The organism is Conexibacter sp. W3-3-2 (assembly GCF_009707605.1).
In the GTDB taxonomy this organism is placed as follows: Bacteria; Actinomycetota; Thermoleophilia; order Solirubrobacterales; family Solirubrobacteraceae; genus Paraconexibacter; species Paraconexibacter algicola.
The window spans coordinates 4,601,604-4,615,975 of the sequence record NZ_WLYW01000001.1; the positions used below are offsets into that span (position 1 = coordinate 4,601,604).

At 75.4% G+C, this 14,372-nt stretch carries 16 protein-coding genes; 12 read left to right on the forward strand and 4 right to left on the reverse strand.

Annotated elements, in window-relative coordinates:
• The first annotated feature begins 8 nt into the window (after positions 1-8).
• Entirely contained in the window at positions 9-1,118 is a 1,110-nt protein-coding gene (cax, locus tag GKE82_RS22020; protein ID WP_309233757.1) for a calcium/proton exchanger, read from the forward strand.
• Positions 1,119-1,137: 19 nt separating this feature from the next.
• On the opposite strand, the gene GKE82_RS22025 is transcribed toward cax, so the two are convergent.
• Positions 1,138-2,055, reverse strand: coding sequence for an alpha/beta fold hydrolase (locus GKE82_RS22025; protein ID WP_196189377.1), 918 nt, complete (start codon positions 2,053-2,055; stop codon positions 1,138-1,140).
• Between the two features lie 139 nt (positions 2,056-2,194).
• Between GKE82_RS22025 and GKE82_RS22030 the strand changes: the two genes are divergently transcribed.
• Positions 2,195-2,740 (forward strand): hypothetical protein, encoded by a 546-nt coding sequence (locus GKE82_RS22030; protein WP_154734776.1) that lies wholly within the window; start codon positions 2,195-2,197, stop codon positions 2,738-2,740.
• A gap of 9 nt (positions 2,741-2,749) precedes the next feature.
• Here GKE82_RS22030 and GKE82_RS22035 read toward each other — a convergent pair whose 3' ends face one another.
• Positions 2,750-3,163, reverse strand: coding sequence for a hypothetical protein (locus tag GKE82_RS22035; protein WP_107570257.1), 414 nt, complete (start codon positions 3,161-3,163; stop codon positions 2,750-2,752).
• A 22-nt stretch (positions 3,164-3,185) separates the two neighbouring features.
• On the opposite strand from GKE82_RS22035, the gene GKE82_RS22040 reads away from it, so the two are divergent.
• The 5 genes from GKE82_RS22040 (at position 3,186) to GKE82_RS22060 (ending at position 8,617) form a co-directional block, all read left to right on the forward strand.
• A complete protein-coding gene (locus GKE82_RS22040) occupies positions 3,186-3,326 on the forward strand; it encodes a hypothetical protein (RefSeq protein WP_154734777.1) in 141 nt (46 codons plus the stop codon).
• A 53-nt stretch (positions 3,327-3,379) separates the two neighbouring features.
• Positions 3,380-3,865, forward strand: coding sequence for a PadR family transcriptional regulator (locus GKE82_RS22045; RefSeq protein WP_107570256.1), 486 nt, complete (start codon positions 3,380-3,382; stop codon positions 3,863-3,865).
• A gap of 25 nt (positions 3,866-3,890) precedes the next feature.
• The gene (locus GKE82_RS22050; protein WP_309233758.1) at positions 3,891-4,640 is read left to right on the forward strand and encodes an NAD-dependent deacylase; all 750 of its coding nucleotides are present in this window, start codon (positions 3,891-3,893) and stop codon (positions 4,638-4,640) included.
• A 639-nt stretch (positions 4,641-5,279) separates the two neighbouring features.
• Positions 5,280-7,739: a lytic murein transglycosylase gene (locus GKE82_RS22055; protein ID WP_154734778.1), complete on the forward strand. Its 2,460-nt coding sequence runs from the start codon at positions 5,280-5,282 to the stop codon at positions 7,737-7,739.
• Positions 7,739-8,617, forward strand: a complete 879-nt coding sequence (locus GKE82_RS22060) for a hypothetical protein (protein ID WP_154734779.1) — start codon at positions 7,739-7,741, stop codon at positions 8,615-8,617. The genes GKE82_RS22055 and GKE82_RS22060 overlap by 1 nt, the downstream gene beginning before the upstream one ends.
• 37 nt (positions 8,618-8,654) lie before the next feature.
• On the opposite strand, the gene GKE82_RS22065 is transcribed toward GKE82_RS22060, so the two are convergent.
• Together GKE82_RS22065 and GKE82_RS22070 are read right to left on the reverse strand one after the other, a co-directional pair.
• Entirely contained in the window at positions 8,655-9,536 is an 882-nt protein-coding gene (locus tag GKE82_RS22065) for a hypothetical protein (protein WP_107570251.1), read from the reverse strand.
• Positions 9,533-10,327, reverse strand: a complete 795-nt coding sequence (locus GKE82_RS22070) for a purine-nucleoside phosphorylase (RefSeq protein ID WP_196189378.1) — start codon at positions 10,325-10,327, stop codon at positions 9,533-9,535. The genes GKE82_RS22065 and GKE82_RS22070 overlap by 4 nt, the downstream gene beginning before the upstream one ends.
• 25 nt (positions 10,328-10,352) lie before the next feature.
• On the opposite strand from GKE82_RS22070, the gene GKE82_RS27390 reads away from it, so the two are divergent.
• The 5 genes from GKE82_RS27390 to tilS all read left to right on the forward strand — a co-directional run bounded on the left by GKE82_RS27390 (position 10,353) and on the right by tilS (position 14,363).
• Positions 10,353-10,934: a hypothetical protein gene (locus tag GKE82_RS27390; RefSeq protein WP_196189379.1), complete on the forward strand. Its 582-nt coding sequence runs from the start codon at positions 10,353-10,355 to the stop codon at positions 10,932-10,934.
• A gap of 20 nt (positions 10,935-10,954) precedes the next feature.
• Positions 10,955-11,377 (forward strand): hypothetical protein, encoded by a 423-nt coding sequence (locus GKE82_RS22080; RefSeq protein WP_154734781.1) that lies wholly within the window; start codon positions 10,955-10,957, stop codon positions 11,375-11,377.
• Positions 11,374-12,570 carry an adenylate/guanylate cyclase domain-containing protein gene (locus GKE82_RS22085; RefSeq protein ID WP_309233759.1) on the forward strand — a complete coding sequence of 399 codons (1,197 nt, stop codon included), beginning with the start codon at positions 11,374-11,376 and terminating at the stop codon, positions 12,568-12,570. Before GKE82_RS22080 ends, GKE82_RS22085 begins: the two co-directional genes overlap by 4 nt.
• Positions 12,571-13,277: 707 nt before the next feature.
• Positions 13,278-13,421 (forward strand): hypothetical protein, encoded by a 144-nt coding sequence (locus GKE82_RS22090; protein WP_154734782.1) that lies wholly within the window; start codon positions 13,278-13,280, stop codon positions 13,419-13,421.
• The gene (gene tilS / locus GKE82_RS22095; protein ID WP_154734783.1) at positions 13,422-14,363 is read left to right on the forward strand and encodes a tRNA lysidine(34) synthetase TilS; all 942 of its coding nucleotides are present in this window, start codon (positions 13,422-13,424) and stop codon (positions 14,361-14,363) included.
• Positions 14,364-14,372 lie beyond the last annotated feature (9 nt).

The following is a 14,372-nucleotide window of genomic DNA, read 5'->3' on the forward strand; positions in this document are numbered from 1 at the left end:
TCGGCGCGGTGGATCCGCGCGCACTGCTGACCCCGCAGGGGTGGCCCTACCTCCTCGTCCCGTTCATCCCGGCGGCCGTCGCGTTCGAGCTCGCCGGGCTCGACCCGGTCCTCGTCTTCTTCGCCTCCGCGGCCGGGGTCATCCCGACCGCGGCGCTGATGGGCCGCGCGACCGAGGAGCTCGCGGCGCGCAGCGGGCCGGGGATCGGCGGCCTGCTGAACGTCACGTTCGGAAACGCGCCCGAGCTCATCATCGCGCTGTTCGCGCTCAACGCCGGCCTGCACGAGGTCGTCAAGGCGTCGATCGTCGGCTCGATCATCGGCAACACCCTGTTCGTGCTCGGGGCGGCGATGTTCGCGGGCGGCCTGCGCCGCGACCGGCAGTACTTCAGCGCCGCCGCGGCCTCCGCGCAGTCCTCGATGCTGCTGCTGGCGATCGTCGCGCTCGTGATGCCGGCGATCTTCCAGCTCGTCGACGCCGACGGGCTGCCGCGACCCGGCGACGAGCGCGTGAACTTCGGCGGCGACGTCGAGACGCTGTCGCTGCTCGTCGCGCTCGTGCTGATCGTCAGCTACGCCGCGGGCCTCGTCTTCTCGCTCGTCACCCACCGCGACCTGTTCAACCCCGACGACGACGAGGACGGGGACCAGGAGGAGCCGTGGACGGTCCGCCGCAGCGTGCTCGCGCTGCTCGCCGCGGGCGTCGCGGTGGGGGCGATGAGCGAGATCCTCGTCGGGTCGATCACCGAGGCGGCGGGCTCGATCGGCCTCAGCGAGTTCTTCGTCGGGGCGATCGTCGTCGCGATCGTCGGCAACGCCGCCGAGCACTGGGTCGCGGTGCTCGTCGCGATGAAGAACAAGATGGACCTCGCGGTGAACATCGCGATCGGCTCCAGCGCGCAGGTGGCGCTGTTCGTCGCGCCGGTCCTGGTGATCGCGAGCTTCGTGCTCGGCCCGCACCCGATGGCGCTCGTGCTCAACGGGTTCGAGCTCGGGGCGATCCTCATGGCCGTGCTCATCGCCGGGCAGGTCGCCCGCGAGGGCGAGAGCACCTGGTTCATGGGCCTGCAGCTGCTGCTCGTGTACCTCGTGATCGCGCTGGCGTTCGCGTTCGCCTGACCCGGTCGCCGCGCGTCGGTCAGGCCGCCTCCCGCGCCGGGGCCGCCGCCACGGGCGACCACGCCGCACGGACGGCCGCCAGCACGGCGGGCAGCCGGGCGCGTAGGAAGAAGTGCCCGTCGCCCGGCAGCACCGTCGTGCGCCGGTCCCTGATCGTGGCGGTGTGGGCGAGCGCGTGCCCGACCGGGACCGTCGCGTCGTCGCGGCCGTGCCAGACGAGCACGGGTCCCGGCACGGCGGCCGGGGAGAAGCCCCAGGGGCCGAGCGCGAGCCGCAGGTCCTCCAGCACGCAGTCCGGCCCGCCGGCGACGGCGTCGAGGATCGCGGCGGTCATCTGCTCGCGACGCTCGGGCGTCAGATGGGCCCGGTCGGCCGCGGCGCCGCGACGCTCGATCAGGCCGATGAGCGCGTCCGGCCGCGCGCGCACGGCGGCGACCAGCGCCCGGGCCGCGGCACGCGCCGCGCGCGGATGGCGCACGGTCCGCGCGCCGAGCGCCAGCAGCGGCGTCGCCGCGGGCGCGGCCCCCGGTCCGCGCAGCGGCACGGTCGTCGAGATCAGGGCGGTGACGGCGACGCGCTCGCCGAGGCGGTGGGCGCACGCCGCCGCGTAGGGGCCGCCGGCGCTGACGCCGAGGACCGCGAAGCGCGCGAGCCCGAGCGCGTCCGCGAGCGCGCCCAGGTCCTCGGCGAACGAGCGCAGCGTCCGTCCGGGGTGCGGGTCCGAGCCGCCGAAGCCGGGCCGCTGGGGCAGCAGCAGCCGCACACCGGCGTCCTCGAGCGCCTGCTCGGTCCATGGGCAGCGCGCGGGGCGCGTGCCGATCGCGCCGTGCAACTGCACCAGCGGCAGGCCGTCGGGCGGGCCGAGGGCGGTGCAGGCGAGGCGGCGGCCGTCGGGCAGCGGGACGGTGGCGGCGGCGAGGCGGACGGCGGCGGTCACGGCGCTCCTGGGCGGTCGGACGGACGGGAATCTGCCGCTGTGCAGGGTCCTTGCCCGCGGACCGGTCGGTGTGACCGTTCGGGGAACGGGAGCGCCGCCGGGTCAAGCGCGGGCCGCGTCGGCCGACGATCGGGGTGTCATGGACCCGGTCACCGCCACCACCGCCGCGCGCGACACCACCGGTGTCGCGCGCGCGGACCGGGTGACGAGCGACGAGCTGTCCGCCCGCACCGGCGGCGTCTCGCCGACGAGCACCTCGTTCAAGACCGTCCTCGAGGCGGCCGCCGAGGGCCGGGCCCGCTCCGGGGTCGCCGCGGGCGTGACCGCGGCCGAGCGCCACGAGCAGGTCGCCGGGCACCGCTACGTGCGGGTGACCGCGGGCGTGCGCGAGGGCAGCTACGTCAACACCAGCGGCAACGCCCGGCACGGCGAGGCGTTCGCGCTCGTCGAGCGCGGCGGGCGGACGTTCCACGTGTACGGCGAGGGCGCCGACCGGCGGATCGTCGAGATCCGGCGCGCGACACGCGACCCCGCCGCTCCCACGGCGGCCGAGCCGTCGGTCGCGGCCATGCCCGCCGCGACCACCCTCGCGCCGACGACCACGACCACCACCGCGACGGTCCAGGACCCGGACGTCACGGGCGACGGCGGCGGCCTCGAGGCCCCCGAGGACGACGCGCGCTGATCGCGTCGCTCAGGCCTCGAGCTCGCGGACCTGCCGGGCGATCTCCGCCTCGACGTCCAGCGGCTCCTGCCCGGCCTTCACGCGGCGGCGGTTGCGTGCCTCCACGAGCGTGCGGATCTCGTCCAGCAGCTCCGGGTCGATCCGCGTCGCGGTGAGCGCGGCGAGCTCCTCCTCGACGTCCAGCGGCGCCTCGCCGCGGCGGACGCGCCGCACGTTGCGGGCCTCGAGCATCTGCCGGATCTCCTCGTCGCGCTCACGCGCGAGCGCCGCGCCCTGGGCCGCGGCGGGCCGGGGACGCTCCTCGTGGAAGCCACCCTGGCCGATCTGGTCGTAGCTGCGGTCGCTCGTCGCGAGCGTCAGGACCGCGATGACGATCCCCACGCCGACGACGGCGAACAGCACGATCCCGAAGACCTCCTGCACCGTCCCAGCTTAGGCTCTGCGCATGTGGCGACGGCTGAGACGGCGCACGATGGGTCCGAGCCGGCCCGCGGTCCACGGCGACCAGTGGCCGCTGCTCGCCGTCACGCTGGTCGCGCTGGTCGGCAGCGTCGTGTTCGTCCTGACCGTCGTCCTCGACGGCTGAGACGACCGCGGGACGGCGCGCCGTCCGCGGGCGCCCGCTGCGATCCTTGAGGGATGCCGGACCGCTCCACCCGCGACGCCGTCGCCCAGGCGGCGCCCCTGCCCGAGGCCCAGGCGGCCGCCGGGGCCCGCGGTGGCGGCCGGGCGGCGGGCGGGGGCGACCCGCTGGTCGGCGAGCTGCGGCGCGCCGGGCTGCTGCCCGCCCTGGTCCTGCACCTGCTCGCCGACGACCGCTCCTACGGCAACCAGCTGATGGACCGCGTCACCGAGGTGACCGCCGGTCTCGTGACGGTCAACCCGAACACGATGTACCCGCTGCTGCGCGACCTCGAGGCCCGCGGGCTGATCGCCGGGGAGTGGGAGCACCCGGAGCGGCGCTCGCGCCGGTTCTACCGCCGCACCGCGGCCGGCGCGCAGGAGCACGAGCGGCTGCGCGCGGCGCTGGAGCCGCGGCTGGCCGCGGTCGCCGCCGCGGTCACCCGGCTGCAGGCCGAGCTCGACCTCGAGCCCGGACCCGGTCTGCCACCATCGCGCCCATGACCGTCCGCCGCACGCGTCCCGTCCGGTGAGCGCCGCCGCGCTCGCCGACCTCGTCCGTGGGGCCGGCTCCGTCGTCGCGCTCACCGGCGCGGGGATCTCCGTCCCGTCGGGCATCCCGGACTTCCGCTCCCCCGCGACGGGGCTGTGGGAGAACGTCGACCCGATGGAGGTCGCGCACATCGACGCGTGGCGCGCCGACCCCGCGCGGTTCTGGCGCTTCTACGGGGACCGCTTCACGACCCTGCGCGAGAAGCAGCCCAACGGCGCCCACCGGGCGCTGGTGGCGCTCGAGCGGGCGGGCCACCTCGAGGCCGTCGTGACGCAGAACATCGACATGCTGCACCGGCGGGCGGGCACGGCCGAGCTGGTCGAGGTCCACGGGACGATCGAGCACTCCTCGTGCCTGTCGTGCCTGCGCCGCTACCCGGTCGACGTCGTGCGGGAGCGGCTCGCGGCCGCCGCGGACGGCGTGCCCGGCTGCGACTGCGGCCGCCCGCTGAAGCCGGACGTCGTGCTCTTCGGCGAGTTCCTGCCGGAGGGCGCGCTCGAGCGGGCGGCGTCGCTGGCGGCGGGGGCGGACGTGCTGCTGTGCATCGGCACGTCGCTGGAGGTCCACCCGATCGCCCAGCTGCCCGGGATCACCCAGGCGGCGGGCGGCACCGTCGTGGTGGTGACGCAGGGGCCGACGCCATGGGACGGCCGGGCGGCGCTGAAGCTCGACGGCGACGTGGTCGCCGAGCTCGAGGCGGTCGTGGCCGCGCTCGGGATCGCCTAGTCCGTCGCGGGGGGCGGCAGGCGCCGCAGCAGCTCCTCGAGCGTCGCCTCCATGCGGGTGAGGCGCGCGTCGAGGTCGGCCGTCCCCCTGGAGCGCGGCGAGCCGGTCGTCGAGCCGGTCGACGCCGTCCTCGATGCCCTCCAGCCGCTGGGACAGCGACCGCACCCGGCGTGACAGCCGGTCGACGTCGGCGGCGGACGGGATGTTCAGCGCGCCCATCGCCGCCTCCTGCGCGTGCACCGCGCGCTCGCGGGCCTCGAAGGCGCGCGAGAGCGCGCCGCTGACCAGCGGGCTGCCGAGCAGCTCCTGGGCGATCCGCCCGAGCGGGTCCTCGCCCTTGCGCGGGACGTCGTCGCGGTCGTCGGACGGGTGCTCGCTCATCGTCCTCCGAGCGTAGCGGGCGGCCCGAAGCCGCTGGAAACGGCCGGGAAAACCGGCTGCTCCCGACCGCTCGACCCGGATGGGGGTGGATTACCCCCTTTCGGGCGAGGGACGGCGCCGGTTGGGCGTTGCATTCCGGCTGAGCGGCCGGATAGCGTGCCTGCATTCCGGTCGAGGGGTCCGTGGTAGGGTCCGCCGCGCCGGGCGGCGGATGACGGACGTGACCGGCACAGCGGGGGGAGGAGCCCGCAAACACGCATGAACAAGCGCAAGCTGCTTCTGGGTCTCACTTCTGCTGGCGTCGTCGCGGCGGGCTTCGGCTCGACCGTCGGCTCGGCGAGCGCGGACCCTCGGACGTTCCAGGTCACCCTGCTCGGAGGCGCGGTGATCACGGTCACGCTGGACGTGCCTCCCGGCACGCCGGTGGGCCAGATCAAGATCCCCGGGATCGAGCTGCCCATCCTCGGCATCCAGGAGGTCGGCGGGACGCCGGCCGCCCCGTCGCCGACCGCGACGCCGGCGCCGACCCCCGAGCCCGCTCCGGGTGGCGAGGTCACGACGATCGAGGGTGCCCCGCAGGTCGTGCAGGAGGCCGGCTCCGCCGAGCAGGAGACCTCGGGCACGAAGACCCGCACCCCGTCGAAGAGCACGAAGGCCGTCCAGCAGGCCGCCGAGCAGCTCGCCGCCGCCAAGAAGGACGCGGCCGAGCGCCGGCAGGCCACGAAGCTGCGCAACAGCGACGGGTCGCCGACCGAGGTCAACCCGGGCTTCGCGATGTCGCTGCCCGGCGTCGCGCCGATCGGCGTCCCCAACTTCTTCATCGAGAAGTTCCGGATCCCGCCGTTCCTGCTGCCGATCTACCAGGCGGCCGGGATCGAGTACGGGGTGCGCTGGGAGATCCTCGCGGCGATCAACGAGATCGAGACCGACTACGGCCGCAACCTCAACGTGTCCTCCGCGGGCGCGCTGGGCTGGATGCAGTTCATCCCGTCCTCGTGGAAGGCCTACGGCGTCGACGCCAACCGCGACGGCAAGAAGGACCCGTACAACCCGGTCGACGCGATCTTCGCCGCCGCCCGGTACCTCAGGGCCGCCGGCGCCGACGAGGACATCCGCAAGGCGATCTTCGCCTACAACCACGCCGACTGGTACGTCGACAGCGTGCTCATGCGCGCCCGGCTGATCGGCGGCCTGCCCGCCGACCTCGTCGGCTCGCTCACCGGCCTGACCCAGGGCCAGTTCCCGGTCCACGCGAAGGCCACCTACGCCGACGACCTCTCCGAGGCCGATGCGGTCAAGCGCGTCGCCAAGGGCCAGAACGCCGCGAACGTCGTCGAGTCGACCGCCCGTCGCGGCATCGACATCTTCGCCAAGGCCGGCAGCTCGGTCATCGCCGTCCAGGACGGCAAGATCGTGAAGATCGGCAAGAGCAAGCGGCTGGGCCGCTTCCTCCAGCTCGAGGACGCCTACGGCAACACGTACACGTACGCGGAGCTCGGCAGCGTCGCGCGCAAGCATCCGGTGCCGAAGGCCGCGAGCGTCTCCGAGTCCGCCGTCGCCAAGGAGCTCGAGCTCCCGAAGGACAAGGCGCCGAAGGCTCCCGCGTCCGCCGGGACGCAGAAGGCCGCCGAGGTCGTCGAGCGGGTCGCCAAGACCGCGACCGACTCGGTCAAGGCCGGCAAGGAGCGCCTGTTCGCGAACCCGGCGCGCCCGCAGGCGTACGAGGCCGGGGGCGACAAGCAGGTCGCCGACCAGGGCGAGGCTCTCACCGACTCGTCGACCTTCGACACGTACTTCACCGACGTCTACGGCCTGAAGAAGGACGACGTCGTCCTCAAGGACCTCAAGGTCGGCTCGAAGGTCATCGCGGGCACCGTCCTCGGCCGCATCGGCAAGGGCACCTCGCGCGCGGCCTCGCACGTGAAGTTCGAGATCCGCCCGGCCGGGCGCGGCGCGCCGCGCATCGACCCGAAGCCGATCCTCGACGGCTGGAAGCTGCTCGAGTCGACCGCGGTCTACCGCGCCGCCGGCAAGAACCCGTTCTTCGGTCCCGACTCGAAGAACCCGACGATCGGCCAGATCCTCCTGATGTCCAAGGAGGCGCTGCAGAAGAGCGTCCTGGACGACCCGCGCATCGAGATCTACGAGTGCGGCCGTCGTGACATCAAGGCGGGCCTCGTCGACCGCCGCGTGCTCGCGACGATGGCGTTCCTCTCGGCGTCCGGTCTGAAGCCGACGGTCACGTCGCTGCGCTGCGGTCGCTCGTCGATCTTCACGGCCTCGGGCAACCTGTCGGCCCACCCGTCCGGGTCGGCGCTCGACATCGCGAAGATCAACGGCATCCCGATCATCGGCAACCAGGGCGCGGGCTCGGTCACGGAGCTGACGATCCGCCGGCTGCTCACGCTCCAGGGCACGATGCGGCCGAACCAGATCATCAGCCTGATGACCTTCGACGGCGCGGACAACACGATCGCGCTGCCCGACCACGCGGACCACATCCACGTCGGCTTCAGCCCGCTCTACAGCGAGAACGGCAAGCTCGCCAAGCAGCTGAACAGCACGCTCAAGCCGTCGCAGTGGATGAAGCTCATCGACCGGATCGGCAACATCGACAACCCGACCGTCGCGACGGAGCCGTCGAAGTACGCGATCCCCGCGGGCAAGGACGTGCCGACCGCCGCGGAGCGCGCGAACAGCGCACGACGCGGGAAGTAGTGTCCGAGCCGGCCGGCGCGCCGCTGCCGCACTTCAAGTTCGTCCAGCTCGAGTTCCCCTGGGAGCTCGGGCCGGAGGAGGGGCGCTACGTCGTCCGCGGCCACGCCGGTGAGGTCGACCAGGTCGTCGTGCTCCAGACGCTCGGGGCTCCCGAGCGTCGCGGCCTGGTCCGCAACCGGCGGGCGAGGGACGTGCCGTCCGAGCCGCCCGCCACGCCCGTGCCCGTGAGCCGCGTGACGGTCGTCGGCCCGAAGCCGTTCCCGTCGCTGGACGATGCCGCCCGCTGGCGCCGTGAGGTCGACGGCGAGGAGGAGGCCGCCGAGGCGATCCGGGTCCTCAACCGGATGCTGCACCTGCACCGCACCGCGACGGCGGATCCGACGGTCCGCGAGGTCTCGCGTCCGCAGACGCTGGTCGTCCGCGTCGGCACCGGGGAGGGCGAGCAGCTCGCGCACAGCCGCTGGGCGGAGGCGGTCGAGCTGCCGCCGCAGGCGCGCCGGCGGCAGACCGGTCGCGAGGCGGCGCTGCGTCCGCAGGAGCGTCTTGCGGCGCTGCTGGGCGGGCGGGACGTCGCCCTGGCGTGCGAGGAGCTGATCCTGCGCGCCCGGCTGGACCTCGACGGGGACCGCACGCGCGAGGCGGCCCTGCAGCTGCGCGTCGCGCTGGAGGCGGCGATCGCCGAGCTGGCCCCGTGGGCCGACCGGGCCCAGATCGCCGACCGGCTCGAGGCGCTGCGGGCGGAGCGCCGCGCCGTCGGCGCCGCCGCCAACCGCGCCCTGGAGGGCGGGCTGGACGAGGAGACCGTCGAGGACGTCCGGCGCGTCGTCGGGCTCGTCGAGGGGATCGTCCGGCTGCGGACGTCGTTCGGCTTCGGCTGACGCGACGGGGTGGTGGGTCCGCGGCGGGCGCGGACGGTCAGGTGGCCGCGCGTTCCTCGTGCACGGGCATCGGCGCGGGCGTGAGCGCCGCGGCACCGATGACGAGCGCGAACGCCGCGAGCCGCAGGACGACGCCGAGCGTCCCCTCCGGCAGCGGCTCGCCGAAGACGACGAGGCCCGAGGTGATCGTGCTGAGGTTCGCCGCCGCCGAGGTCACCGCGATGACCGGCACCGGGTCGCCGATCTGCAGCGACCGGGCGGAGACGACGAGCCCGATCAGCGACAGCACGAGGATGACCAGCGCGAGCGGGTGGACGAGCACGAGCAGGCCGTCGTCCTCGAGGTGGCCGGTGAGCGCCTTGATCGACACGTCCGAGCCGCCCCACTGCAGCCCGGCGGCCGCCGCGAGGATCACGCCGGCGTGGCGGGGGATGCGGGAGGCGAGCACCATCGCGACACCGGACGTCACGGTCAGCCCACCGACGTACAGGGCGAGCGTCGCGCCCTCGTAGTCGCTGTGGGCGCTGTCGGCGGCCTCGCCGCCGAGGGTGGCGGCGAGGATCGCGAGGCCCGCCGCGGTGAGCGCGACCCCGATCCACTCGCGCCGGCGGACCTCGAGGCCGAAGAGGCGGTCCGCGACGACGGTCAGCAGGACGAGACCCCCGGCGATGACGGTCTGCACCAGGGTGATGGGGGCGAGCGCGAGCGCGGCGACGTGGAAGACCCACGAGCCCATGGCCACGAGGATCCCGATCGTCCACCAGCGGTTGGCGAACAGCGCCCGGGTGGAGGCGATCGGGGTGCGCCACTGCACCTCGGGCGCGTGGATCGCGCCGCGGTGCTTGAAGAGGAAGCCGAGGATCGAGACGAACGCCGTGGCGACCGACAGGACGAGCCCGAGCTGGACGGAGAGGCTCACCCGGCGCCGTCCGTCGCGGCGGCGCGCTCGCGGCGGGCCTTCTGCGCCTCGAGCTCGGGGTCGACGAGGCCGCGGGCGGGTGCGCCTTCGAGGGGCGGGATGCCGAGCCCGGCGACGGCGGCGTGCCCGAGCGCGGCGCCGGCGGCGACGAGCCCGTCGGCGTCGAGCCGCTCGCGGCCGCCGTCGGCGAGCCGGTCGCTGACCGCGAGCACGCAGCCGACGCGGATGCCGCGCAGCTCCCCGACGCGCAGCAGCGCGGCGGCCTCCATCTCGACGACGTCGGCCCCGGCGGCGCGCCAGCGGGGCGTCGTCGAGCGGTCGCGCTCGTAGAAGACGTCGGTGCTGACCGCCACGCGCGGGGTCGTGCCGGTGGCCTGCGCGAGCGCGGCGACGTACCCGGGGTCGGCGGGCAGGACGCCGTCGGCGCCCAGCGCGCGGCTGGTCCCGTCCGCGGCGAGCGCGCCCGCGGCGACGACGAGCTCGCCGAGCGCCAGCTCGGGCACGAGCGCCCCGCAGGTGCCGACCCGGATCGCCTCGGTGACGCCCATGTCGATCAGCTCCTCGAGCACGATCGCGGCGCTCGGTCCGCCCATCCCGGTGGCCTGGACGGTGAGCAGCTCGCCGTCCGCCGCGGGGCCGGTGTAGCCCCAGAGGCCGCGGTGGTGGTTGAACATCTTCGGCCCGTCGAGCAGCAGCTGCGCGAGCGCGAGGGCGCGGCCGGGGTCCCCCGGGAGCAGGACGCGCGGCGCGAGCTCCGTGGTCGGGTGGACGTGGATCCCTGGCACCGGCACGGCGAGGGAGGATAGTCTGCGGGGCGTGGCCAAGAAGAACAAGAAGAGCAAGAGCCGCGCCGAGCAGGTCCGGACCGCGGTCGACCAGGCGTTCCAGGCCACCGCGCAGGTGACCGCCGAGGGCGCGCAGGAGACCCGCGAGCGCGCCCACGCGCTCGCCGACGAGCTGGCCAACGCCGCCACCCGGGTCCGCGAGGCGCTCGAGGAGCTGCGTCCTGCGGCGGGCGACGAGGTCAAGCGCCTGACCGAGCGCGTGTCCGCGCTGGAGGAGAAGGTCGCCGCGCTCGAGGCCGCCGCGGCCAAGCCGGCGCCCGCCCGTCGCGCGCCGGCGCGCAAGCCGGCGGCCGCCGCGAAGCCGGCCGCGGCGAAGCCCGCGCCGCGCCGTGCCGCCGCCGCGAAGCCCGCCGCGACCAAGCCCGCCGCCGCGAAGCCTGCCGCGACCAAGCGCGCCGCCGCGAAGCCTGCGGCGAGCAAGCCCGCCGCGACCAAGCCCGCCGCCCGGCGCGCGCCCGCGAAGCCGGCGGCCAAGCCCGCCGCCGCCCGCACGTCGACCGCCACGAAGACCGACGGCGGCACCACGCCGCCCGCGTCGACGAGCAGCTCGTAGTCCCGGGGGTTCACGCGACGGTGGGCGCGTTCGCCTCGACCGAGGAGTTCCGCGCGGTCATGGACCGGGTCTTCGGGCTGATGCGCGACGACCCCGAGATGGGACCACGGCTGCGTGCGGCGGACGTGCCGCAGCGTCACGAGTACGCCGACCTGGGCCTCGTCGTGAACATCCGCGCCGGCCGGCCGGACGAGGACCACCACCTCGTGTGGGAGTGGTCCGACGACGTCGACTGGACGCCGCGCGTGGAGATGGCGATGGACTCCGAGATCGCCAACCGCTATTTCCAGGGCAAGGAGAACATCGCGGTCGCCATCGCCCGGCGGCGCATCCGCACCGCGGGCGACCTCCGGGCGGCGCTCGCGCTCGTGCCGCTGACCAAGCCGGTGCACGCCCGCTACCGCGACATCCTGGCCGCCGAGTACCCGCACCTGGTCGCGTGAGCGAGCCCGAGCGGATCACCCTGGCCGAGGTCGCCCGGCGGGCGGGCGTCAAGGCCGCCACCCTGCGCCGCTGGGTGCAGACCGGCGTCGTCCCGGGCCCGACCGACGGCGTCTGGACGGCCGCCGCGATCTCGCACGCCCGGCTCGTCGCCCGCATGCGGGAGCGCGGCCACAGCCTCGCCCAGTTGCGCGAGGCCACCGCCCAGGGACGTCTCGCCTTCGGCTACATCGAGGACCTGCTGCCGCCGGCGACCTCCGACCACACGCTCGAGGAGGCCGCGCGCGAGACCGGCCTGGAGCCCGCCCTCATCGAGCGGATCTACTCGACCGTCGGCTTCAACGCCCACGCGCTGCGCCAGATCAGCGCCGACGACCTCCAGTTCCTGCGCTACTGCGCCGCGGTGCTCGCGGCCGGCTTCCCGCTCGTCGCGTTCCTGCAGATGTCGCGGGTCTACGGTCAGGCGCTCGCCCAGGTCGCGGACGCCGAGGTGCGGCTGTTCCACCTCTACGTGCACGAGCCGCTGATGCGCGACGGCGTGCCCGGCCTGGAGATGGCGGAGGAGATGGAGGGGCTCGCGCGCGAGCTGCTGCCCCTCGCCTCGCCGATGATGGACCACGTCCACCGCCGCTTCCTGCAGCACTTCGTCGAGCAGGACGTCATCGGCCACCTGGAGAGCGACTTCGGCGACAGCCAGCCGCTGGACCTCGGGCGGCTGCGCGTCGCGATCGCGTTCGCGGACCTCGCCGGGTACACCCGCCTGACCGAGGAGGAGGGGGAGGAGGAGGCCGTCAGCGCGGTCGAGCGGTTCGTCGAGAACGTCGAGCACACGCTCCCGGACGACGCGCGCGTCATCAAGACGATCGGCGACGAGGTGATGGTCGTCGGCAGCGACCCGGCGGCCCTCACCGACTGGGCGGTCGGCTTCCAGACGCTCGTGGCCGAGCGGCCGCTGCCGCGGATCGGCATCCACTACGGGGAGACCCTCTACCGCGACGGCGACTACTACGGGCGGGAGGTCAACCTCGCCGCCCGTGTCGCCGCGCGCTCCGCGGGCGGCGAGGTGATCGTCACCCGCTCGGTCGTCGAGCAGGCCGGCTCGCACCTGGAGTTCGAGCTGATCGGCGAGGTCCGCCTCAAGGGCTTCAAGGAGCCGACCGAGCTGTTCCTCGCCCGGGTGGCCGACGATGACTGAGACCGCACGTTCACGGCTCGTCCTGGGCGGCGTGGTCCTGACCGTCGGGGCCGCGGGGGCGGTGCTGGGCTGCGGTGGGGCCGGCGCGGACGACCAGGCGCGCCTGACCGAGGCGCTGGCCCGCGTCCCGATCGCCGACGCCTACGACCTGCGGGTCGCGCTGCGCGAGCCCGGCGGCCGGCGGCGGATCGTGAAGCTCGTCGTCGACGCCCGCACGACCCCGCGGCCGTCCGGGGCGTGGCGGGCGACCTACGAGGTCGACATCGCCGGGCGCGACCCGTACGTCGTGGAGAGCGCGGCCCGCGACGACGTCGTCTCGGTCGGGGTCGGCCGCACGGCGACGCAGCCGATCCCCCCCGAGGTCGGCCGGCGCGTGACCTTCGCGTCGCGCCTCCCGCGCCGGGTCCTCGACAGCCCGTTCGTCCTGGCGCCCTACGACCGCGACACGCTGAACCCGACGGTGTGGCCGCGGGAGCTCTCCCGCGTCGCGGGCCCGGACGCCGACACCGACCGGCTGGAGGGCCAGGCCGACGCGGTCGCGCTCCTGCAGGACCTGCGGTCGTTCGTGGGCAGCGTCACCGGAGGCGATCCCGCCCGGCGCGGGCGCGGGCCCGAGAGCGCCGAGATGGGCGTCGACATCGGTCCCGACGGGCGCGTCGAGCTGCTCGTCGCGCGGGTGCGGATCGCCGGGGGGCGGGCGCGGCAGCGTGCAGCTGCGTGCGCGCCCGACCGGCCGCGACCTCACCGGGGTCCGCACCACCGCCGGCGCGCCGCTGCGGCGGCTGCCCGGTCCGATGCGCGGCGCCGTGCCGCCGCGGGTGCGCGGGGCGTTCGGGGTCGGCGCGCCCTAGATGGCCGCGACGGTCGTCGACCGGGTCCGCCGGCTCGCCGACGCGACGGGGCTCCTGGCCGACGGCGCGCTGGTGCTGCTCAGCGGCGGCCGCGACTCGGTCTGCCTGCTCGACGTCGCGGTCGCGCTCGCGGGCCCGGACCGGGTCCGGGCGCTGCACGTCGACCACGGGCTGCGGCCCGACAGCGCCGCCGACGCCGAGCACTGCGCGGACCTGTGCGGGACCCTCGGGGTCGGGCTGACCGTGCACCGCCTCACCCCGCCCGGGACCGGGGCGGGCAACGTCCAGGCCTGGGCGCGCGAGGAGCGGTACGCCGCCGCGGGCCGGGAGGCGGCGGCCCGCGCGCTCGCGGCCGTGACCGCCCACACCGCCTCCGACCAGGTCGAGACCGTGCTCTACCGGCTCGCCGCCTCGCCCGGCCGGCGCGCGCTGCTGGGGATGCCCGCCCGCGGGACCGTCGTCGCGCGGCCGCTGCTGGCGGTCACCCGCGAGCAGACCGGCGAGTACTGCGCCGCCCGCGGGCTCGCCGTCCGCGACGACCCGGGCAACGACGATCCGCGGTTCGCGCGCAGCCGCGTGCGTCACGGGCTGCTGCCGGCGCTGCGCGCCGTCCATCCGGCCGCGGAGCAGAACGTCCTGCGGACCGTGGAGCTGCTGCGCGACGAGGCCGCGGTCCTCGACGCGGCCGTCGCCGGCCTGCTTGACGGGCAGGACGCGGTGGCCGTCGCGCGGCTGGCCGCCGCCCCGCCGGCGCTGGCGCGGCTCGTCGTGCGCCACCTGGCCGAGGCGGCCACGGGAGGCCTGTGCGCCCGCGCGCCCGGGCGCCTGGACGAGCTGCTGGCGCTGCGGGACGGCGCGCTGGACCTCGGCGACGGGGCGCGCGCCGAGGTCCGTGACGGGGTGCTGCGGATCGGCCGCACGCCGCCGCTCCCGCCCCGCTGACCGCCCGCC